The following is a 20,044-nucleotide window of genomic DNA, read 5'->3' on the forward strand; positions in this document are numbered from 1 at the left end:
CGAAGTCGAGCACATCGCCGGGCAGCGCCGTCGCGGGCACGCCCGCCCGCAGCCGGCGACCCGCCAAACGCGCCGATTGGCAGGCCCCTGCGACGGCGACCAGCGCGCGATCCCGGAACACCACCTGTGGGCCTGTTAATACCGCTTCGAGCGCGGCGGCACCGGGATCGTTTCCCACGGCCAGATTGGCCAGCGCGCAAGCGTAGTCGTCGAACGCCCCCGACGGTGGCACTCCGACGCCCCAAAGGCCGCGCCGGCCGGCCAAGTCCTGCACGGTGGTCTGCGTTCCGGGATCAAGGATCTCGATGGCCCGACCGCCGATTCCGACCGCCTCGGGCCGCGTGGGCGCAGCGGATGTCCGGCCGGAAGGCGAGGACGCGTACGTCAGCAACGTCACGGCGCGGCCCGGCCGGTGAGCTGAATCGGCGTCGGGTTGTAGCCGTTGCACGGGTTGTTCAGCTGAGGGCAGTTGGAGACCAGCACAAGCAGGTCCCGTTCGGCGCGCAGCTCGACGTACTTGCCCGGCGCGGAGACCCCGTCCTCGAAGGTCAGACCGCCTTCAGGGGTCAGCGGTACGTTCATGAAGAAGTTGACGTTGTGGGTCAGGTCCCGCTTGTCCAGACCTTTACCCCAGCCGATCGCCTGACGCAGGAACGTCGCGCGGCACGCGTGCTGATGCCTGGTGTGCTCGCCGTAACGCACGACGTTGCTCTCCTGCGAGCACGCGCCGCCGATCGTGTCGTGCCGTCCGCAGGTGTCGTCGACGATCGTGGCGAGCGCGTCGCCGTTGACCGTGCGCAGCACCGATCCGGTGGTGAGATAGACCGCGCCCTGCTCGCGGATCGTGTCCACCGCGCTGTACCGGTTGGCGTAGTCGCGGGCGTCGTAGAACAGCGTGTCTACCGCCTGATTCCCTTCCAGATCGGTGATCCGGAACGAGCCGCCGACCGGAACCTCGCCGATCCAGCCGTCTCCGGCGGCGACGGTCAGGTCGAACAGCAACTCGGCCTTGGTCACAGCAGGCTCCTCTCGGTGACGGCGAGGGCTCGGGCGGACTCGGCGCGGAACGTGCGGCTCGGGTCGCCGTCACCCGGCGCGGCGGCCTGCTCGACCGTCACGCGCACCGCGGCGGGCTGCCAGTGCTCGGCCGGATCGAGCGGATGCGGTGACGTGGAAAGCACGACCAGCAGGTCCTGTTCGGCGCGCAAGGTGACCCAGTCCCCCGCGACGGCGTGGCCGGGCACGAACGCGAGGGTGCCGCGCTCGTCTCCGGCCGGCTCGACCTTCGTGAACCAGTTGACGCTGGCGTGCAGGTCGCGCGCGCCGAGCCCGTGCTTCCACAGCTCGTCGAGCAACCCGGCGCGGGCGCTGCGCCGCCAGTCGTTGCCGTGCGCGGCGTAGTTGGAGGGGCCGTGCCGCTGCTCGACGTGCGCGTCGAGGCCGTGACCGGTGACCGCGTCATGCCAGTCGAGGCTGGAGCCGGTGACGCTGGCCAGCGCGCGACCCATGTCGGACATCAGCACCATCGGCGCCGTGATGCGCGCGGACATCTGGGCCTTGAGCGTGTCCGGGATGTTGAGTCGGTCCAACGGATTCTCGGCGCAGTAGATGAGCATTGACACGTTGGCGCCGTCGGCGAGGCAGGTCAGCGTCAGCGCCCTGTGACGCCGCAGCCGCAGCGAGTCCGCCGCCCCGCCGGGGATCTCGAAGCTGCGCGTCACTCCGCTCCCTCCAGCGTGGCGTCGCCGATGGCCAGCGGCGATACGGCTGCGGCCGCGGGCGTACGCGAGGCGTTGACCGCGCGGTACATCAGCCAGCCGATGAGACCGGCGCCGGCGCAGAACAGCAGCGCGAAGTACTTCAGGTACCAGTGGCCGCCGGCCGGGTCGTAGACCTCGGCACGCGGCCAGCCCATGTTGACCACCATGAACGCGCCGTAGGCCACGGCGAGGACGTTGACCGGCAGTCCGAGGCGGCCGAGCGAGAACTGGCCGGCCCCGGCTTCCGGCAGCCCGCGCAGGCGGCGCACCAGCAGCGGAACGGTCACCAGCAGGTAGGCGCAGTACACGATCACCACCGCGACGCTGGTCAGCGCGGTGAACAGCTGCGCCTGACCGACGTTGACGCCGAGCACCGCGATCGCGGCGACCCCGACGATCACGGTCGGCAGCACCGGCGTCGCGGTGCGCGGGGAAACGCGGGCCAGCCGCGTCGATCCGGGCAGCGCGCCGTCGCGGGCCATCGAGTACATCAGCCGCGACGCGGCGGTCTGGATCGCCAGCGTGCACACGCAGATCGCGATCGCGACGTCGACCAGCAGCGCCTTGCCGGGGCCGGTTCCGAGCCTGCTGGTGACCACGTACGGCAGACCGCCGGTCGCCAGGTTGCCGTCCGTCAGGGAGGGCGCCGCCATCAGCGCGCCGATGAGCAGCAGCGCGCCGCCGACGCCCGAAGCCCCCAGCGCGCGCAGGATCGCGCGCGGAGCGGTCTTGCGCGGTGAGCGGGTCTCCTCGCTCAACTCGCCGGCGCTGTCGAACCCGTACATCACGTATGCCGCCATGAGCGCCGAGACGAGGAACGGCCAGACGTACGCGCTGTGCCCCTGGACGCCCTCGGTGTGCAGCACGACGCTGGGCCCGCGCTTGGCGTGCGCGAACAGCATCGCGATCAGCACTGCGACGCCGACGAGTTCGCAGGTGACGCCGATGCTGTTGATCAGGGACATGACGCGCACGCCGATGGCCGAGATCACAGTGGTCAGCGCGATGAGGATCGCACCCACCAGAACCGCGTTGGTCGCGCCGGTGCGGGTCGTCAGCGTCGGGTCGCCGCCGACCAGCTGGAAGCCGGACCAGACCGATGGCAGCACCACCTGCAGCGCGATCGCCGCCGCCGAGACGCTCACGATCTGGCCGATCAGCATCGTCCAGCCGGCGAAGTGGCCGGTCAGGCCGGTGGAAAGCCGCCGCGACCACTGATACACGCAGCCCGATATCGGGTAGCGGGCGGCCAGTTCGGCGAAGCACAGCGCGACGAGGAACTGCCCGGTGAACACCAGCGGCCAGGTCCAGAAGAAGGCCGGGCCGCCGAAGGAGTAGCCGAAGGAGAACAGCTGGAAGACGGTGGTCAGGATCGAGACGAAGGAGAAGCCGGCGGCGAAGGAGGCGTAGGAGCCGAGCCTGCGGCGCAGCTGCTGCGGGTAGCCGAATCCGGCGAGGTCCTCGGCGTCGTGGACGTCGGAGGCGCCGGACGCCGGGACGCCGCCCGGCGGTTGGAGGGAGACGGTCGCGGTCACGGCGTTCGCCTTTCTGAGCGCAGGGCGGAAGAGGGCGGGACGTGGAAGAGCGGTGCGACGCGCGTCACTGCGCGCTCGGAGCGAGGGAGGAGGGGCCCGGCTGCCTGTGCGTCATCGACAGCACCGGGCCGAGTATCAACTTGTTGCAAATGTGCGAGTGCTGCGGATGCTGTCACGGCACGCTCCGGGACCGGGATCCGGCGTGCCGGATCGACCTGGCCTCCCGGGCTTTTCTCCCGCCGTGGAACGACACGCAATGTGCCGCCTGCGTCTCTCGGACCAGGCCCGGCTGCGGCGGTGTGCCGTGCGCCGGCGGAACCCTAGACGCGCCCCGCCTGACTAGCGGGTCGCCAGTGAGCAAAGCGCCGGTGCGTCACCGTCGTCGAACGAGTCTGTTACCGCGAGGTCAATCCGAGCGCACAGGTAAACGGAAACGATGCGCGTTCATAGAGCGGACCGTTGGTGAGGTAATTGGTGCAAGCCGGTAGCATTCCGTACCATGCCCACCTCTGCCGCTGCGCCAACAGCAGAGATACCTGAACCGTCGGCTCACACCGCTACCGCATCAAGTGCTGCGTCTGCCACGGCGGTCGCCGACGCGCCCGGCCGCCCGCGCCGCGCGTTCTCCCGGTTCGCCATCGATACTCGGCCGCTGCGGCACCCGGCATATCGGCGGTTGTGGTCGTCGAACGTGATCACCAGCGTCGGCAGCCAGCTGACCGCGGTCGCCGTACCCAAGCAGATCTATGACGTCACCGGTTCCTCGACTTGGATCGGCATCGCAAGCTTCGCCGCGCTCGCGCCGCTGGTGGTCTTCGGGCTGTGGGGCGGGGCCGTGGCCGACGCGGTGGACCGGCGCAAGCTGCTGCTGACGACCAACGTCGGCATCGCGGTGACCTCGATCGCGTTCTGGGCGCAGGCGGCCGCCGGGCTGCACTCGGTGTGGCCGCTGATCGTGCTGCTCGCCGCGCAGCAGGGCCTTTTCGGCGTCAACTCGGCGGCACGCGGCTCGGCCATCCCGCGGCTGGTGCCGGAGGAAGAGCTGCCCGCGGCTAACTCGCTCGGCGCGACGGTGATGCTCGCGGGCGCCTTGTTCGGACCCATGGTCGCGGGCGCGCTGATTCCGATCATCGGCCTTTCGACGCTCTACCTGCTCGACGCGGTCGGGCTGACCGCGACGCTGTGGGCGGTCTACCGGCTGCCCGCACTGCCCCCGTTGAAGGCTGGGGACTCCCCCACCTCCGGCGCGGCAGAGGCGAGCGCGCCGGTCGAAGCCCGCCGCACCGGCTGGGCCCAGGTGGCCGACGGCTTCCGCTTCGTCGCGGCGAACCGGCTGCTGCTGGGCTCCTTCGTCGTCGATCTGATCGCGATGGTGTTCGGGATGCCGCGCGCGCTCTTCCCGCAGATGGCCGCGACCACCTACGCCTCCAACCATCTCGCGCTCGGGCTGCTGTTCGCCGCGATGCCGGCCGGCGCCCTGGTCGGCGGGCTGCTGTCCGGGACGTACACGCGCGTGCGCCGGCACGGAGCGATGACCATAGGCGCGGTCACGGCGTGGGGTCTGGCGATGCTCGGGCTCGGCCTGTCCGGCTCGATCCTGCTGGCCTGCCTGTTCCTGGCGATCGGCGGCGTGGCCGACTTCGTCTCGATGGTCTTCCGCGGCTCCATCCTGCAGATGGCGGCGCCGGACGAGATGCGCGGGCGGATGCAGGGCGTCTTCACCGTGGTCGTCGCGGGCGGTCCGCGGCTGGCGGATCTGGTGCACGGCATCGCGGGCGCCGCGCTCGGCACCAGGACCGCGGTCGCGGCGGGCGGGCTGGCCGTGGTGGCGGGCGTAGTGATTCTCGCCACTTTCTCGCCCTCTTATTGGCGTTACCGCGCAAATTCCTAGCGTTATAACACGACGTCAGATCGCCGCGCCTGCTCCCGCGCGATGAAACGATCGTAAGAATTACCCCGGAACCGTCCCGGAAAACTCTTCGTTCTGTCATGGTGGTCGGTGTGCACCACTCGGCACGCGTTTCGCCGGGTGATCACCTTTTGTCCGAAGTCCATGAAACAAGGCCTCGTACATCAGGCTGCGCCGAAACGGCCGGCCCGCGCTGGCGCCGCGAAGCGCCCGCCCGTTCAACCGAATAGACCGCCGTTCTTCGCACAACAGCACGTTTCCGCACCACGCGCGACACTCGCTGTTCGACCCCGGGAGACACCGAGTGACCGCACTCGCGCGGTGGTGCCATCGGCACCGCCTGGCCGTAGTCCTGCTCTGGATCGCCCTGCTGCTCGGCCTCGGCGCGGCGGCGGTGGCCTCGGGCAGTAAGTACTCGAGTTCGTTCTCCTTGAAGAACACCGACTCGGCCAAGGCGTACCAGTTGCTTAGCGCGGAGTTTCCGGGGCAGAACGGGGATTCGGCCACCGTCGTCTGGCACGACTCGGCCGGCTCGGTCCGTTCGGCCGCGGTGCAGACGCGAGTCAATTCGGTGCTCAGCGCGATAGCCCGGATGCCCGGCGTGAACGCGGTGTCGAGTCCGTACGCGGACACCGGCATCGACAGCGGGGGCAGCGGCCAGATCAGCGCGGACGGGCACACCGCTTACGCCTCGGTCCAGCTCGCCGACGGCAAGGCGGCCCCCTCCGCCGCCGGGCTGCGCGCGCTGGTGCAGACCGCGCAGCGCGCCTCGACCGGGAGCCTGCAGGTCGAGGTCGGCGGCTCGGCGGTGCAGGGCACCGAGCAGAGCCCGGACTCCAACAGCGAGCTGGTCGGCATCATCGCCGCCGCGATCGTACTGTTCGCGGTGTTCGGCTCGCTGTTCGCGATGGCGTTGCCGATCCTCACCGGGGTCGCGGGCGTCGGCGGCGGCATCCTCGCGATCGGACTGCTCAGCCACGCGATGAACGTCGCGGACTTCGCCCCGACGCTGGGCGCGCTGATCGGGCTCGGCGTCGGGATCGACTACGCCCTGTTCATCGTCACCCGGTTCCGCTGCGCGCTGCGCTCCGGGCTGCCGGTGGGCGAGGCGATCGGCACCGCGGTCAACACCTCGGGCCGCGCGGTGCTGTTCGCGGGCGGGACGGTGTGCATCGCCCTGCTCGGGATGATGGTGCTCGGCCTCGGATTCCTCGACGGGGTGGCGCTCGCCGCCTCGGTGACCGTCGGGTTCACCGTGCTGGCCTCGCTCACCCTGCTGCCCGCGACGCTCGGCCTGCTCGGGCTGCGGGTCTTCGGCAGACGTGAACGGCGGCGGCTTGAACTCGGCGGCTGGAGCGAGGACACGCACGGCACCGAGGACAAGCGCGGGTGGTGGCGCCGCTGGGCCGGCTCGGTGGAGCGGCGGCCCCGGCTGATGAGCCTGCTCGCCCTGGCGATGATGGTGGTGCTCGCGGTGCCGGTGCTCACCCTGCGGCTCGGCGCTTCCGACTCCGGCAACGACCCGGCGGGCACGACGACGCGCAAGGCGTACGACCTGATGGCCGAGGGCTTCGGCCCGGGCGTGAACGGTCCGCTGACGCTGGTGGCCGACCTTCCGCCGGCGACCGGCGCCGGCGCGGTGAGCCAGTCGGCCCTGGCCGACGACAAGGCGGCGCTCTCGAACCTGGTGGTCGCGCTGGAACGGACCTCCGGCGTCGCGGCCGTCGAGGTCGGAGCGCAGTCGGCGGACGGCCGCGTGGAGGTGATCAATGTGGTGCCGGCCAGCTCGCCCGAGTCGAAGCAGACCACGGGTCTTATCAGCACGCTGCGCCAGCAGGTGATCCCCAAGGCCGAGGCCGGCAGCGGCCTGAAGGCCTACGTCGGCGGGCTGACCGCGGTCTACGCGGACTTCGCCGCGGTGCTCGGCGGCAAGCTGCCGCTGTTCGTCGGGCTGATCGCCGCGCTCGGCTTCCTGCTGCTCGTGGTCGCCTTCCGCTGCCTGCTGGTGCCGCTGACCGCCGCCGTGATGAACCTGATCGCCGCGGCCGCCTCCTTCGGCGTGGTCACCGCGTTCTTCGAGTGGGGCTGGGGCTCCGACAAGCTCGGCATGGGCGGCGCGGGACCGGTGGAGGCCTTCCTGCCGGTGATGATGGTGGCGATCCTGTTCGGCCTGTCGATGGACTATCAGGTCTTCCTGGTCTCGCGGATGCACGAGGAATGGGTGCGGCACCGGGACAACGCCCGCGCGGTGAAGATCGGCCAGGTGGAGACGGCCCGCGTGATCACCGCCGCCGCCACCATCATGATCTGCGTGTTCTGCGCCTTCGCCGTCGGCAGCCAGCGGGTCATCGGCGAGTTCGGGATCGGCCTGGCCACCGCGGTCGCGCTGGACGCCTTCGTGCTGCGGACCGTGCTGGTCCCGGCGGTGATGCACCTGTTCGGCCGGGCCAACTGGTGGCTGCCGGCCTGGCTGGACCGGATCCTGCCGCATCTCCACGTCGAATGTGACCCACATCACATCCCGCTTCCGGCGCCGCGCCGCAAGCCGCGGGTTGGAGTTATCGCCAACGGCCCGGCGCCGGCCGCGAGTTACGACTGAGCTAAGGCAGCATGCGGGCCGCGGCGCGCGGGTTCGCGCGGGCCGCACTGTAGAAACCGACGAATTCTCCACGCGGCGTATCGCCCTGGACACGAACCGTTCGCGAGGTCCGCGGGGGCCGTCAGGAAGATTTAGCGTTCGGCGTGGTTCGCCGATCTGCGGGATCGGGCATCATCTTGCCCTCCACCAGCAAGTTCGGCGCCGATCCGACCAGCGCCCCGGGCGAGCCGCCAGGGCGCCGGCCGAGCGCGCGCCGGGACGCTGGAGGTGACGGCTCCCCCGTCCCACTCGCGATCGGAGCACCCGCCGTGGCTTCTCTCCAAACCGAGGGCCAGGTCGAGCTCGCCGACCCGGGCGAACTCGCCGACAGCCCGTACGCCAACCCGGAACTGCTGCCCGTCCCGCTGGCCCAGCGCACCTGGTCCCTCTACAACTACGCGGCGCTGTGGATCGGCATGTCGCACAACCTGGTCACCTACACCCTGGCCGCCAGCCTGATCGCGGCCGGGATGAACCCGGTGCAGGCGCTGATCACGATCGCCCTCGGCAATCTGATCGTGCTGGTCCCGATGCTGCTCAACAGCCACGCCGGGACCAAGTACGGAATCCCGTTCCCGGTGTTCGCCCGGGCCTTCTACGGCCTGCGCGGGGCGAACCTGGCCGCGCTGCTGCGTGCGCTGGTCGCCTGCGGCTGGTTCGGCATCCAGACCTGGATCGGCGGCGAGGGCATCAGCGTCGTGGCCGGCAAGCTGTTCGGCTCCTGGTGGACGAACGCCTCCTCCGTGCTCGGGCAGCCGTGGACGCTGTGGGTGGCCTTCGCGGTCTTCTGGGTGATCCAGATGGCGATCATCTGGCGCGGCATGGACACGCTGCGCCGCTTCGAGAACTGGGCCGCCCCGTTCGTGCTCGTGGTCTTCCTCGCGGTCCTCGGCTGGGTGATCTATCGCGCCAACGGCGTCGGATCGCTGCTCTCGCAGCCGGCCGCGCTCGGCTGGGGCGGAAAGTTCTGGCCCGTGTTCTGGCCCTCGCTGATGGCGATGATCGCGTTCTGGGCGACGCTCTCGCTCAACATGCCGGACTTCACCCGCTTCTCCCGCTCGCAGCGCGGCCAGGCCTGGGGCCAGGTGCTCGGCCTGCCCACCACGATGACCTTCTTCTCGCTGATCGCGGTGATGATCTCCTCGGGCACCGCGATCATCTACGGCAAGGCGATCTGGGACCCCACGCAGCTGGCGGCCAAGTTCTCCAACCCCTTCGTGGTGACGCTCGGGCTGGTCACCCTTCTGGTGGCGACCGTCTCGGTGAACGTGGCCGCGAACGTGGTCAGCCCCTCCTACGACTTCTCCAACCTGGCGCCGAAGGTGATCTCGCGGCGGGTCGGCGGCCTGATCGCGGGCGTGGTCGGCGTGCTGCTCATGCCGTGGAAGCTGCTGAGCGACCCGCACGTGTACATCTTCGACTGGCTGGACTTCTACGGCGGCGTGCTCGGCGCGGTGGCCGGGGTGCTGGTCGCAGGGTACTGGTTCGTGCGGCGCACCCGGCTGGACCCGGCGGACCTGTACCGGCGCGGCGGCAAGTACTGGTTCGCGGCGGGCTGGAGCTGGCCGGCGGTGACCGCGACCCTGATCGGCGCGGTGCTCGCGGTCGGCGGGGCGAACACGGCGCCGGGCACCTCGGGGCCGTTCCCGGCGAACGGGCTGATCCCGTTCCTCAAGCCGCTGTACTCCTACAGCTGGGCGGTGGGCTTCGGCGCCGGCCTCGTGCTCTACCTGCTGCTCGCGGCCCTGCCGGGACGGGCCGGGGTGGCGGCGCGGCCAGCGGTGGCGGCGCAGCAGTGACGAGCTTTCCATGTAATGAGTGCGGACAGTACGGAAGGGCGTGGTGAGGGTGTCGGAGATCGTGCGGGCGGCGCTGGTCCAGCAGAAGTGGACCGGCGAGAAGAAGACCATGATCGAGAACGCGGTGACGCACGTGCAGGCGGCCGCGGCGCAGGGCGCGCAGGTGGTCTGCCTGCAGGAGCTCTTCTACGGGCCTTACTTCTGCCAGGTCCAGGAACCGGAGTACTTCGGCTACACCGAGGCGATCCCCGACGGGCCGACCACACGGCTGATGCAGGAGGTGGCGCGGGAGAACGGCGTGGTGCTGATCGTGCCGATGTACGAGCACGAACAGCCCGGCGTCTACTACAACACCGCGGCCGTGATCGACGCGGACGGCAGCTACCTCGGCAAGCACCGCAAGAACCACATCCCGCAGGTGCGCGGGTTCTGGGAGAAGTTCTACTTCCGGCCCGGCAACCTCGGCTACCCGATCTTCGACACCGCGGTCGGCCGGATCGGGGTCTACATCTGCTACGAGCGGCACTTCCCCGAGGGCTGGCGGGCGCTGGGCCTGGCCGGCGCGCGCATCGTGTTCAACCCCTCGGCGACCAGCAGGGGCCTGTCACAGTACCTGTGGCGCCTGGAGCAGCCGGCCGCCGCGGTCGCCAACGAGTACTTCGTCGGCGCCATCAACCGGGTCGGCGTGGAACCGCTGGGCGACAACGACTTCTACGGCCAGTCCTACTTCGTCGACCCGCGCGGGCAGCTGGTCGGCGAGGCGGCGTCGGACACCGAGGAAGAGATCGTGGTCCGGGACCTGGACATGGGCCAGCTGCAGGAGGTACGTGACCTGTGGGCCTTCTACCGGGACCGACGTCCCGACACCTACGGCCCGCTGACCGAGGCCTGACGGGAAGGGGTCTAGATGAGCATCCTGATTCGCGGTGGCACGGTCGTTTCGGCGACCGGTTCGGCGCTCGCCGACGTCCTGGTCGACGGCGAGAGCGTCGCCGCGCTGGCCGTCCCGAGCACTCCGCTGGCCGAGTCGTGGAGCGCGGTCGCCGGTACGGTGATCGACGCGACCGGGAAGTACGTGATCCCCGGCGGCATCGACGTGCACACGCACATGGAGCTGCCCTTCGGCGGCACCTTCGCCTCGGACACCTTCGAGACCGGGACGAGAGCGGCGGCCTGGGGCGGAACCACGACGATCGTGGACTTCGCGGTGCAGAGCAAGGGCGCCTCGCTGCTGGCCGGGATCGAGGCCTGGCACGCCAAGGCGGACGGCAACTGCGCGATCGACTACGGCTTCCACGCGATCATCTCGGACGTGAACGAGGCCGCGCTCAAGGAGATGGACGCCGCGGTCGAGGCCGGGGTGACCAGCTTCAAGATGTTCATGGCGTACCCGGGCGTGTTCTACTCGACCGACGGCGAGATCTTCCTGGCGATGCAGAAGGCCAGGGCGAACGGCGCGGTCATCATGATGCACGCCGAGAACGGCATCGCGATCGACCAGCTGGTCGCGCAGGCGCTGGCCGAGGGCCGCACCGATCCGGTGTACCACGGGCTGACCCGGCCGCCGGAGCTGGAGGGCGAGGCGACCAGCCGCGCGATCCAGCTGGCGAAGGTCACCGGGGCGCCGCTGTACATCGTGCACCTGACGGCGTCGCAGGCCCTGAACGCGGTGACCGAGGCGCGTGACGGCGGGCAGAACGTCTTCGCCGAGACGTGCCCGCAGTACCTGTATCTGGCCCTTGATGACCTGGCCAAGCCGGACTTCGAGGGCGCGAAGTACGTCGCGTCCCCGCCGCTGCGTCCGCGCGAGCACACCGAGGCGCTGTGGAAGGGGCTGCGCACCAACGACCTGTCCGTCATCTCCACCGACCACTGCCCGTTCTGCTTCAAGGACCAGAAAGAGCTCGGCCGCGGCGACTTCTCGAAGATCCCCAACGGCATGCCGGGCGTCGAGCATCGCATGGACCTGATCTACCAGGGCGTCGCCGCCGGGAAGATCAGCAAGGAGCGGTGGGTCGAGCTGTGCTCCACCACCCCGGCGCGCATGTTCGGGCTCTACGGCCGCAAGGGCGTCATCGCGCCCGGCGCGGACGCCGACATCGTGGTCTACGACCCGGACGCGCACCAGACCATCAGTGCCGCGACGCACCACATGAACGTGGACTATTCGGCGTATGAGGGGATGGAGATCACCGGCCGGGTCGACACCGTGCTCTCGCGCGGCTCCGTGGTCATCCGCGACGGCGAGTTCCACGGCAAGTCGGGGCACGGACAGTTCGTGCGCCGCGGCCTGTCCCAGTACCTGGTCTGAGAGGAAGCGTCATGGATTTCGGCGTCGTCCTGCAAACGGACCCCCCGGCCACCAGACTCGTCGACACGATGCGGCAGGCCGAGCAGCTCGGTTTCGGCTACGGCTGGACCTTCGACTCCACGGTGCTGTGGCAGGAGCCGTTCGTCATCTACTCGCGGATCCTGGCCGCGACCGAGCGGCTGCGCGTCGGCCCGCTGGTGACCAATCCGGGCACCCGCGACTGGTCGGTGCTCGCGTCCCTGTTCGCCACGCTCAACGACATGTACGGCAACCGTACGGTCTGCGCGATCGGCCGGGGCGACTCGGCGCTGCGCGTGATAGGCCGCAAGCCGGAGAGCCTGGCGACGGTCGGCGCGTGCATGCGCGCGGTGAAGGATCTGGCGGAAGGCAGGGAGACCCAGCTCAACGGCGTGATGGTCAAGATCCCGTGGGTGCGCGGCGGCCGGCTGCCGATGTGGATGGCGGCGTATGGGCCCAAGGCGCTCAAGCTGGTCGGCGAGCAGGCGGACGGCTTCGTGCTGCAGTGCGCGGACCCCGACATCGCGCGCTGGACGATCGGCACGGTGCGCGACGCCGCGAAGGAGGCGGGCCGCGACCCGGACACGATCACGATCTGCGTCTCAGCACCCGCATACGTCGGCGAGGATCTGGCCCACGCGCGCGAGCAGACCCGCTGGTTCGGCGGGATGGTGGGCAACCACGTCGCGGACCTGGTGACGCGCTACGGCGCGGACGGCCCGGTCCCCCGGGCCCTGACGGATTACATCAAGGGCCGTGACGGCTACGACTACTCACACCACGGCCGAGCCGGCAATCCGTCGACCGACTTCGTCCCCGATGAGATCGTTGACCGCTTCTGCCTGCTCGGCCCGGCTTCCGCGCACCGCGACCGCCTCACCGAACTGGCCGAGCTCGGCGTCAACCAGTTCGCGCTGTACCTGATGCACGATCAGCCGGAGCAGACGCTCTGGGCGTACGGCCAGGATGTGATCCCCGCCCTGAGGTAACTCGACAAGCAGCAGGCAGTAGGCGGCAAGCGGCGAGCGGCTGCACCTTGTCTCGCCCAGCTGGACAACAGCGCGGCCCGGCGGGCGAAGGTCGGCGGTTGTCTCGCCCAGCTGGACAACCACCGAACTGTCCTGTGCAGCGAGACAGACCGTTGACTGTCTCGTTGAGCGGGACAGCCGTGTAGTTGCCGCGTGCTCCGCCGCCTCGCACTTCGCTCGGCGTCTCCGCGCGCTGAAGAGCACCCACCCGCCCACCCTACTCCGCGATCGGCGCCCGCCTTTTCGCCGCGCCTTTCCTTCCCAGACGCAGACCAGCGCCAGCCCGCGCGCGGTGCGCGAGCGTCGAGGACCCTGTGGTCACAGTGCACACTTCGGCCCGACGGGAGAGGACAGCGATCGGGTCGGCGACGGGTCGCAGCCGCCGAGCGTCAGCGAGGCGGCGTGCGCCGCAGCGCAGCGCAGCGTCCCAGAGGATCCGCGCGGCGTTCAGCGCGCAGCGCGTGCGCGGCAGCGCCCTGATTCGCGTAGCGGCCGAGCGCCAGCGAGGACGCGGAGCAGGGTGGGCGGGTGGGGGCTTTTCAGCGCGAAGCGCGTTAGCCGTAGACGTAAGCTTAATTCGGCGAACCGCGCAGACCGGTTGTCCGCTCAGCGAGACAGGTCAGGCGCGCGACGAGTTCACTGCGTCGCCGGGGCGCCCGGAACCATGCCGAGGCCGGGCAGTACTTCCGCGCCCGGCAGCAGGGTGAGCGCGAGGCCCGGCAGCCAGAGCTTGGAGCCGCGGATGCCGGAGCCGACCACGACGCGGGGCGCGGCGGCGACGGCCGCGTCGATGAGGATCGGCCAGTCGGCGGGCAGGCCGACCGGGGTGATGCCGCCGTACTCCATGCCGGTGAGCTCGACCGCCTCGTCCATCGGCGCGAAGGAGATCTTGCGGGCGCCGAGGTGGCGCCGGGCCAGCCCGTTGATGTCGGCGCGGGTGGTGGCGAGCACGAGGCAGGCCGCGTAGGTGGTCTGGCCGGCCCGTTTGGCCGCGACGACGACGCAGTTGGCGGACTCGTCGAGGCCGACGCCGTACTCGGCGCAGAACGCGGCGGTGTCCGCGAGCGCGGGGTCGATCGCGCCGACCTGGATCTCGGGCAGCGGGAGGGTGGCGGCGTGCTCGGCGAGGGCCTTGGCGGTCGGCGCGGCGAGCAGCTCGGGGTGATCGGCGGCGGGTTGCAGGACGACGTTCACGGTCACGGGTCCCAGCATGCCACGCGGCGGCAGGCGGATATTGCGGCGGCGGTGTCAGATCGAGCGACGGTGAGATTCGGCGACTGCGCGAGGGACTCGTGACGGGTGACGGGTGAGATCGAGCGACGCGGTGAGATCGCGGGACGGGGTCAGAGCTTGCGGAAATCGCGGGCTTCCTCGGCCGCGGCGCGGACGGCGTCGAGGTCGGCCCCCGAGGCGGCCGCTACCGCCGCCGAGACCGCGCCCTCGACCAGTGGCGCGTCGGCGAGGACGACCGGACCGGGCAGGTCGGCCGCGTCGTCGAGCAGGAGCTTGACCGTGAGCACGGCGCTGCCGAGGTCGGCGAGTATCACCACGCCGGCGCCGCGATCGGCTGCGCGCACCGCCTGCTCGATCAGCTCGATGCTGGTGCCCAGGCCGCCCTCCGGCAGGCCGCCGGCCGGTTCGACCGGGGCCTCGCCTCCCAGCTGCCGCGCCAGCTCAGCGGCGCCCTCGGCGAGGCGCGCGCTGTGTGAGACCAGGACGAGTCCGACGACCGGCGCGGACGCTGCCGGGCCAGAGTTCTGCTGGTCAGTCACCGCTTGGCTCCTCCCGGCCGTCGGTGGGGCCGCCGCTCGCCGCTGAGTGGCCGTCAGACGCCGCGGCGATAGCGGCGTCGAGCAGCGCGGTGAGGATCACGACCGTGGACGCCGCGCCCGGATCCTCGTGGCCGATGCTGCGCGGGCCGAGGTAGCTCGCGCGGCCCTTCGAGGCCTGCATCGGGATCGTCGCCTCGGCTCCCGCGCGCGCCGCGTCGACCATTGCCGAGAGCGCGTCGAGCAGCGGCGTCGCCTTCGACGCCGCGTCGTTCAGCGCGGCGACCGCCGGGGCGAGCGCGTCGACCATGGTCTTGTCGCCGTCGCGGGCCGCGCCGAGCTTGCGGATCGCGGCGAGCGCCGCGTCGAGGGCGGCGGCGAGGCCGGGCAGGTCGGTCTCCGGGGTGTCGCCGAGGGCGCTGCCCGCGCGGCGGAACGCGGTGCCGTACAGCGGTCCCGAGGCGCCGCCTACCTTCGAGATCAGGGTGGTGCCGGTGAGCGAGAGAACCGTGGCAGGCGTGCGCGGGCTCGTGGTGTCGAGCACGCGCATCACGCCGGCGAAGCCGCGGTCGAGGTTCGTGCCGTGGTCCCCGTCGCCGATCGCCGCGTCGAGTTCGGTCAGGCGAACCCGGTCGGCCTCGATCGCGGCGGCGGCGCGGGTGATCCACGCGGTGAAGAAGGCGGTGTCCAGGGCGGGCGCGGCCGGTGATGTGGTCACCGGCTACCGTCCCCAACGCAGCGCGGGCGTCTGAACCGGTGCGTCCCACAGCTCGGTGAACTGCTCGGTGAGCCGGCAGACCGTCAGCGAGAAACCCTGCATCTCCAGGCTGGTGATGTAGTTGCCGACCAGATTGCGCGCGATCGTGACGCCCCGGGCCGCCAGCAGCCGTTGCACTTCGCGGTAGACGATGTAGAGCTCGATCAGCGGGGTTCCGCCCATGCCGTTGACCATGACGAGCACGTTGCCGCTCAACGGCATGTCGTCGCTGATCGCGTCGAGTGCCGTCTCCGCGAGCCGCGCGGCGGAGGCGATCGGGCCGCGGCGGCGGCCGGGTTCGCCGTGAATGCCGACGCCGATCTCGATCTCTGATTCGTCGAGCGTGAAGCCGGGCTGGCCGGAGGCCGGAGTGGTCGCGGGGCTCAGCGCGATGCCGAAGGAGCGGCTGCGGGCATTGACCTCCTCGGCTACGGCGGCGACGGCGGCCAGGTCCGCGCCCTGCTCGGCGAGCGCCCCGGCGATCTTCTCGACGAACACGGTGGCGCCGGTGCCACGCCGCCCGGCCGTGTAGAGCGAGTCCTCGACCGCGACGTCGTCGTTGACGAGGACGGAGCGCACCTCCACGCCCTCGTCCGCGGCCAGTTCCTCGGCCATCTGGAAGTTGAGCACGTCGCCGGTGTAGTTCTTCACGATCTGCAGCACACCGGCGCCGCTGTTGACGGCCTTCGCGGCGGCGAGCATCTGGTCGGGCACCGGGGAGGTGAACACCTCGCCCGGGCAGGCCGCGTCGAGCATCCCGTAGCCGACGAAGCCGGCGTGCAGCGGCTCGTGCCCGGAGCCGCCCCCGCTGACCAGGCCGACCTTTCCGGGACGCGGCCCCTCGGCGCGCGTGACCACCCGGTTCTCCAGGTCCACGGCGAGCGAGGGATGCGCGGCCGCCAGGCCCTCGAGCGCGTCGGCGACTACCTTGTCGGGCGCGTTGATCAGCTTCTTCACGCCTCCAGATTATGCCCGCACCCGATCGCCGCGGCGTGACGCGGGCCCGATGCGGGGGTGGCGCGCGCCGGTCGGGGATACGGCGGCGCGACGGTATTGTCTGGGGATTGCTACTTCCCGCTGGTGACCACCGCCGAGGACTCCCGTTGACCGATTCGCAGACGCCGCATGCGCCCGCTCCGGCCAGCGGCGGGCCGCAGCGCCCACCCGAGCGGGTGGGTCTGGGCACGATCGCGCGCGAGTGGGGGCGGATCGGCTGCATCGGCTTCGGCGGCCCTCCGGCGCACATCGCGCTGCTGCGGCGGCTGTGCGTCGAAGAACGCTGCTGGATGGGCGCGGAGGAGTTCGAAGACGCGATCGCCGCGACGAACCTGCTGCCGGGACCGGCCTCGACGCAGCTGGCGATCCTGTGCGCGTGGCGGCTGCGGCGCGTGCCCGGCGCGATCGTCGGCGGGCTCTGCTTCATCCTGCCGGGCCTCGCGATCATCATCGGGCTCTCGGCGCTGTTCCTGTCCGGGCATCCGCCGCTGTGGGTTCGCGGCGCGGCAGCCGGCGCGGGTTCGGCCGTGGCGGCGGTCGCGCTGAACGCGGCGGCGATGCTGCTGCCGGCCAGCCGGCGCCGGACGCATCGTCCGGGGCAGCGGCGTCGGTGGACCGCGTACCTGGTGATCGGCGCGGCCGCAGCGATCGTGCTCGGGCCCTATCTCGTGCTGGTGCTGCTCGGGTGCGGCATCGTGGAGACGCTGTGGCGCAGGCGGGCCGCGCTGCCGGCGCAGGTGTCGTTGTGGCCGCTCGCTGCCGGTGCGGTGCCCGCGGCCGCCGGGCTCGGCGGGCTGATCTGGACCGCGTTCAAGGTGGGGGCACTGTCGTACGGCGGTGGGTTCGTCATCATCCCACTGATGCAGGCGGACGCGGTGCACCGGTATCACTTCCTGACGGCCCTTCAGTTCACCACGGCGGTGGCGCTCGGTCAGATCACGCCGGGGCCGGTGGTCCAGACGGTCGCGGTCGTCGGGTACGGCGCCGCCGGGGTGCTCGGCGCGCTGCTGGCCGCGGCGGTCGCGTTCTCGCCGTCGTTCCTGTTCGTCTTCTTCGGCGCGAGCCGCTTCGACCGGCTGCGCGGCAGCGAGTCCGTCCAGGCGTTCCTCGACGGCGCCGGCCCGGCGACGATCGGCGCCATCGGCGGGTCGGCGTTCACGCTCGGGAAGGCGCTGACCGAGCCGTGGCAGTTCGCGGTGCTCGCGGCGGCCGGGCTGTGGCTGCTGGTGCTGCGGCGCGGCGTGGTCAGCGCGCTGCTCGGCGCCAGCGCGCTGGGCGTCGTCGCCGCGCTGATCGGACTGGCGCTGTCCTGACCGACACCGCGTCGCTGGGCGTCGATTCGCAGAACCCGACCGGCGCGACCGGAGCCGCTCACTCGTTCGGCGCAGCTGCGTGGGCCGTCGGATCGGCTGGGTACTCAGACTGGTGAGGGTGGTTGACACCCGACCCGGCCCGCATCCGGCCGGTCCGTGCGGCGAATGGAGGCTCGGCTCATGTTCCAGATCCTGTGGTCGCTGATCGCCGGCTTGGTCATCGGCGGCCTGGCGCGGCTGCTGCTGCCCGGCAAGCAGGCCATCCCGGTGTGGCTGACGGTGCTGCTCGGCATCGCCGGGGCGTTCCTCGGCAACGGCATCGCCTCGTGGATCGGCGTGCGGCACACCGGCGGAGTGGACTGGATCCGGCACATTCTGCAGATCGGCATCGCGATGGCGCTGATCGCGGCCCTCGCCCCGGTCTGGGCGAACCGGGCCAAGAGCCACACCAGGGCGTAGCGCGACGCCGGCGCGGGCGCCCCCGGCGTGGCGAGGGTCAGGCAGTACGCCGCCGCAGCGTGACGGCGCCCAGCGCGAGCGCGACGACGGTGACGCCGGCGATGACGATCAGGTCCCTGACGACCAGGCCGCTGACGCCGCTCTGCGCGGTCAGCCGGTTCATCGCGTCGACCGCGTAGGACAGCGGCATGACATCGGAGAGCCAGCGCAGCACGGTCTGCATGTCCTCGCGGGGCGTGAACAGCCCGCACAGCAGGAACTGCGGCAGGATGAACGCGGGCAGGAACTGCACGGCCTGGAATTCGGTGGCCGCGAAGGCCGAGACGAACAGGCCGAGCGCGGTGCCCAGGATCCCGTCCGCGAGCGCCACCACGAACAGCAGCCAGGTCGGGCCGCTGACGTGCAGGCCGAGCGGGCCGAGGGTGAGGCCGAACGCGACGGCGGCCTGCAGCAGGGCCAGCGCGCCGAAGGCGAGGGCGTAGCCGAGCAGCAGGTCGAGCTTGGCCAGCGGCATGGTCAGCAGCCGCTCCAGGGTGCCGCTTGACCGCTCCCGCAGCGTCGCGACCGAGGTGACTAGGAACATCACGATCAGCGGGAAGATGCCGAGCAGCGGCGCCCCGGAGTGGTCGAAGGTGCGCGGCTGCGCGTCGAAGACGTACTTGAGCAGCACCAGCAGGACGCAGGGCACGACGATCAGCAGGCCGATCGTGCGCGGATCGTGCCGCAGTTGGGCGAGCACGCGGCCGGCCGTGGCGACGGTTCGCCGGATGCTGGCAGCCACTCGGCCGCCGGTCGCAGAGCCGTGATCCGGCGCCGGGACCGCAGCGGGCGCCGCGGCGGGCGTGACGGACGGCGAGTGCGCGGCTTGCTCGGACGCCGGGGCTGGAGTCGACTGGCTCACCGGGTTGCTCCCTTCACCGGCTCGGGCTGATCGGACAGCCTCGCATCAGAGCCCTGTTCCGCCGCGGGGCTCTGTTTCGCCACGAGCGCGAGGAAGGCCGCTTCGATCTCGCTCGCGCCGGTGCGGGCGAGCAGTGCTTCCGGCGTGTCGTCGGCGATGAACTCGCCGTCGCGCATCAGCAGCAGGTGTCCGCAGCGGGTGGCCTCGTCCATGACGTGACTGGAGATCAGCAGCGTGGCACCGTCCGCGGCGAGAGCGTGGAACAGGTCCCACAGCTCGGTCCGGAGCACCGGATCGAGTCCGACGGTCGGCTCGTCGAGCACCAGCAGCTCCGGGGTACCGAGTAGCGCGGCGGCGAGCGAAACGCGCGCCCGCTGCCCTCCGGACAGCCGCGAGACGAGGTCGCGTTCGCGGCCTTGGAGCCCGACCTGCTCGATGACGCGCTGGACATCGTCGCGCGGGACTCCGAGGATCGCCGCGAAGTACCGCAGGTTCTCGGCGATCGACAGGTCTGCGTAGACCGAAGGTGCCTGCGTTACGTAGCCGACCCGATGCCGCAGCTCTTTATCTCCGGCAGGGCGGCCGAGCACCCGGACCTCGCCGGCGGCCACCTTCTGCACGCCGACGATCGCGCGCATCAAGGTGCTCTTGCCGCAACCGCTCGGTCCGAGCAGTCCGGTGACCGTGCCGCGCGCGATGGTGACGCCGATGCCCTTAAGCACGGACCGCCCGCCGCGCACGACGCGCAGGTCGTGTACGTCCACGGCCGGTGCGGGCGCGGTCCGGGCCGCCGCGTCGGCGGTCGCGGAGGCGGCCGCTCCGGAGAAATTAACCATGCGATTAGTTTTGGG

17 protein-coding genes, 1 pseudogene and 1 riboswitch are annotated in these 20,044 nt (G+C 71.0%); of the genes and pseudogenes, 8 read left to right on the forward strand and 10 right to left on the reverse strand.

What is annotated here, in order from left to right:
* The 4 genes and pseudogenes from VFA06_RS21900 to VFA06_RS21915 form a co-directional block, all read right to left on the reverse strand.
* Positions 1-397 (reverse strand): annotated as a pseudogene (locus VFA06_RS21900) (urea carboxylase); the annotation flags it as partial.
* Positions 394-1,017 (reverse strand): urea amidolyase associated protein UAAP2, encoded by a 624-nt coding sequence (locus VFA06_RS21905; RefSeq protein WP_324842545.1) that lies wholly within the window; start codon positions 1,015-1,017, stop codon positions 394-396. The pseudogene VFA06_RS21900 and the gene VFA06_RS21905, both read right to left, overlap by 4 nt.
* Positions 1,014-1,721 carry an urea amidolyase associated protein UAAP1 gene (locus VFA06_RS21910; RefSeq protein ID WP_324842546.1) on the reverse strand — a complete coding sequence of 236 codons (708 nt, stop codon included), beginning with the start codon at positions 1,719-1,721 and terminating at the stop codon, positions 1,014-1,016. The genes VFA06_RS21905 and VFA06_RS21910 overlap by 4 nt, the downstream gene beginning before the upstream one ends.
* Entirely contained in the window at positions 1,718-3,295 is a 1,578-nt protein-coding gene (locus VFA06_RS21915; RefSeq protein ID WP_324842547.1) for an amino acid permease, read from the reverse strand. Before VFA06_RS21915 ends, VFA06_RS21910 begins: the two co-directional genes overlap by 4 nt.
* A 218-nt stretch (positions 3,296-3,513) precedes the next feature.
* Positions 3,514-3,630: riboswitch (guanidine-I (ykkC/yxkD leader) on the reverse strand.
* A gap of 164 nt (positions 3,631-3,794) precedes the next feature.
* On the opposite strand from VFA06_RS21915, the gene VFA06_RS21920 reads away from it, so the two are divergent.
* The 6 genes from VFA06_RS21920 to VFA06_RS21945 all read left to right on the forward strand — a co-directional run bounded on the left by VFA06_RS21920 (position 3,795) and on the right by VFA06_RS21945 (position 12,959).
* Positions 3,795-5,186 carry an MFS transporter gene (locus VFA06_RS21920; RefSeq protein ID WP_324842548.1) on the forward strand — a complete coding sequence of 464 codons (1,392 nt, stop codon included), beginning with the start codon at positions 3,795-3,797 and terminating at the stop codon, positions 5,184-5,186.
* 322 nt (positions 5,187-5,508) lie between these two features.
* Positions 5,509-7,803, forward strand: a complete 2,295-nt coding sequence (locus VFA06_RS21925; RefSeq protein WP_324842549.1) for an MMPL family transporter — start codon at positions 5,509-5,511, stop codon at positions 7,801-7,803.
* A 308-nt stretch (positions 7,804-8,111) separates the two neighbouring features.
* On the forward strand, positions 8,112-9,641 hold the full coding sequence (locus VFA06_RS21930) for an NCS1 family nucleobase:cation symporter-1 (protein ID WP_324842550.1): 1,530 nt from the start codon (positions 8,112-8,114) through the stop codon (positions 9,639-9,641).
* Between the two features lie 49 nt (positions 9,642-9,690).
* Positions 9,691-10,533, forward strand: a complete 843-nt coding sequence (locus VFA06_RS21935) for a nitrilase-related carbon-nitrogen hydrolase (protein WP_324842551.1) — start codon at positions 9,691-9,693, stop codon at positions 10,531-10,533.
* A 15-nt stretch (positions 10,534-10,548) separates the two neighbouring features.
* A complete protein-coding gene (hydA, locus tag VFA06_RS21940; RefSeq protein WP_324842552.1) occupies positions 10,549-11,952 on the forward strand; it encodes a dihydropyrimidinase in 1,404 nt (467 codons plus the stop codon).
* A gap of 11 nt (positions 11,953-11,963) precedes the next feature.
* Positions 11,964-12,959 carry a TIGR03842 family LLM class F420-dependent oxidoreductase gene (locus VFA06_RS21945; RefSeq protein ID WP_324842553.1) on the forward strand — a complete coding sequence of 332 codons (996 nt, stop codon included), beginning with the start codon at positions 11,964-11,966 and terminating at the stop codon, positions 12,957-12,959.
* 675 nt (positions 12,960-13,634) lie between these two features.
* Here VFA06_RS21945 and VFA06_RS21950 read toward each other — a convergent pair.
* The 4 genes from VFA06_RS21950 to dhaK all read right to left on the reverse strand — a co-directional run bounded on the left by VFA06_RS21950 (position 13,635) and on the right by dhaK (position 16,481).
* Entirely contained in the window at positions 13,635-14,210 is a 576-nt protein-coding gene (locus VFA06_RS21950) for a YbaK/EbsC family protein (RefSeq protein WP_349260290.1), read from the reverse strand.
* 131 nt (positions 14,211-14,341) lie between these two features.
* Positions 14,342-14,770, reverse strand: coding sequence for a dihydroxyacetone kinase phosphoryl donor subunit DhaM (gene dhaM, locus VFA06_RS21955; RefSeq protein ID WP_324842555.1), 429 nt, complete (start codon positions 14,768-14,770; stop codon positions 14,342-14,344).
* Complete coding sequence (gene dhaL, locus VFA06_RS21960) at positions 14,763-15,485, reverse strand: dihydroxyacetone kinase subunit DhaL (protein ID WP_324842556.1); 723 nt, start codon at positions 15,483-15,485, stop codon at positions 14,763-14,765. Before dhaL ends, dhaM begins: the two co-directional genes overlap by 8 nt.
* A 3-nt stretch (positions 15,486-15,488) precedes the next feature.
* Positions 15,489-16,481, reverse strand: coding sequence for a dihydroxyacetone kinase subunit DhaK (gene dhaK, locus VFA06_RS21965; RefSeq protein WP_324842557.1), 993 nt, complete (start codon positions 16,479-16,481; stop codon positions 15,489-15,491).
* 146 nt (positions 16,482-16,627) lie between these two features.
* On the opposite strand from dhaK, the gene chrA reads away from it, so the two are divergent.
* Together chrA and VFA06_RS21975 are read left to right on the forward strand one after the other, a co-directional pair.
* On the forward strand, positions 16,628-17,833 hold the full coding sequence (gene chrA / locus VFA06_RS21970) for a chromate efflux transporter (protein ID WP_324842558.1): 1,206 nt from the start codon (positions 16,628-16,630) through the stop codon (positions 17,831-17,833).
* A 180-nt stretch (positions 17,834-18,013) separates the two neighbouring features.
* Complete coding sequence (locus VFA06_RS21975) at positions 18,014-18,292, forward strand: GlsB/YeaQ/YmgE family stress response membrane protein (protein ID WP_324842559.1); 279 nt, start codon at positions 18,014-18,016, stop codon at positions 18,290-18,292.
* Positions 18,293-18,329: 37 nt separating this feature from the next.
* On the opposite strand, the gene VFA06_RS21980 is transcribed toward VFA06_RS21975, so the two are convergent.
* A complete protein-coding gene (locus VFA06_RS21980; RefSeq protein WP_324842560.1) occupies positions 18,330-19,193 on the reverse strand; it encodes an ABC transporter permease in 864 nt (287 codons plus the stop codon).
* The gene (locus tag VFA06_RS21985) at positions 19,190-20,029 is read right to left on the reverse strand and encodes an ABC transporter ATP-binding protein (protein WP_324842561.1); all 840 of its coding nucleotides are present in this window, start codon (positions 20,027-20,029) and stop codon (positions 19,190-19,192) included. The genes VFA06_RS21980 and VFA06_RS21985 overlap by 4 nt, the downstream gene beginning before the upstream one ends.
* Positions 20,030-20,044: the final 15 nt, after the last annotated feature.

Source organism: Actinocrinis sp. (assembly GCF_035653575.1).
GTDB lineage: Bacteria > Actinomycetota > Actinomycetes > Streptomycetales > Catenulisporaceae > Actinocrinis.

What these genes read in the sequence shown, in the direction of transcription:
- VFA06_RS21920 (WP_324842548.1), top strand. Translation starts at nt 3,795, where the DNA reads ATGCCCACCTCTGCCGCTGCGCCAACAGCAGAGATACCTGAACCGTCG.
- hydA (WP_324842552.1), top strand. Translation starts at nt 10,549, where the DNA reads ATGAGCATCCTGATTCGCGGTGGCACGGTCGTTTCGGCGACCGGTTCG.
- VFA06_RS21945 (WP_324842553.1), top strand. Translation starts at nt 11,964, where the DNA reads ATGGATTTCGGCGTCGTCCTGCAAACGGACCCCCCGGCCACCAGACTC.
- VFA06_RS21950 (WP_349260290.1), bottom strand. Translation starts at nt 14,210, where the DNA reads ATGCTGGGACCCGTGACCGTGAACGTCGTCCTGCAACCCGCCGCCGAT.
- VFA06_RS21975 (WP_324842559.1), top strand. Translation starts at nt 18,014, where the DNA reads ATGTTCCAGATCCTGTGGTCGCTGATCGCCGGCTTGGTCATCGGCGGC.
- VFA06_RS21985 (WP_324842561.1), bottom strand. Translation starts at nt 20,029, where the DNA reads ATGGTTAATTTCTCCGGAGCGGCCGCCTCCGCGACCGCCGACGCGGCG.